We start from the raw sequence: 745 nt of genomic DNA, 5'->3' as shown, positions 1-745 counted from the left end.
TCCCCCTGCCCGCCGCCGGCGCCGTGCACCACCGGCTCGCGGCGGCGCGGCCCGTCACGCGGGTGCCGCCGGCCGATCCCACCGTCCTCCATCCGGCCGAGCGGGCTTCCGCCACCCTGCGCAAAGGGGAGTGGCTGCGATGAATGCCATGGAAGTCGACATCCACCTGGGCGAGGACGCCCGTTGGTTCTACGAGGCGCAGGGCGAGTGCCGCGGCCCGGTGCCCGACGACGAGATCGTGCGCCTGATCGATGCCCGGCGCCTGCCCCCGGGCCAGCGCATCTGGCGCCCGGGCCTGCCGTGCTGGGTACCGGTGGAGCATTCGGAGTTCCGGCCGCACCTATGCCCCCACCTGGGCTTGCACGTGCCCGCCGATCCCTGGGCCGGCAGCGTGAACAACACGCTGGCCTGGCTGCTGGCCTGCGCACCGGTGATGGGCGTGTCGCTGGAGGGTTTCGTGGCCTACCTCGTGTACCGCGATCCGTACGTGTCGCAGCGGGCCGTGCAGTCGGGGGCGTTCTTCTTCCTGACGGTGGCGTTCAACGTGCTGCTGGCCTTCGTGGACGAGCGCTGGCTGTGGCGCGCCGGGCACGACACCGCGGGCTTTCGCGGCTGGGTGTGGCTGGCGCCCGCCTACCTCTACCGGCGCGCGCGGCGGCTGGGGCAGGGCCTGGCGCCCCTGGCGGCGTGGGTGGTGTGCCTGCTCGTGGTGCTGATGCTCTGAGCGCGGGAGTGGGCAGCGGCC

1 protein-coding gene is annotated in these 745 nt (G+C 73.6%); it reads left to right on the top strand.

The genetic code is table 11. From position 1 onward, the window contains the following. The first annotated feature begins 139 nt into the window (after positions 1-139). Positions 140-724, top strand: coding sequence for a GYF domain-containing protein (locus AC27IQ_RS26205; RefSeq protein WP_487091394.1), 585 nt, complete (start codon positions 140-142; stop codon positions 722-724). The last annotated feature ends 21 nt before the right edge of the window (positions 725-745 follow it).

Source organism: Acidovorax sp. KPB24-07 (genome assembly GCF_057543315.1).
The sequence above is the reverse complement of the archived record's forward strand: the minus strand, read 5'-3'. Positions and strand labels throughout refer to the sequence as shown.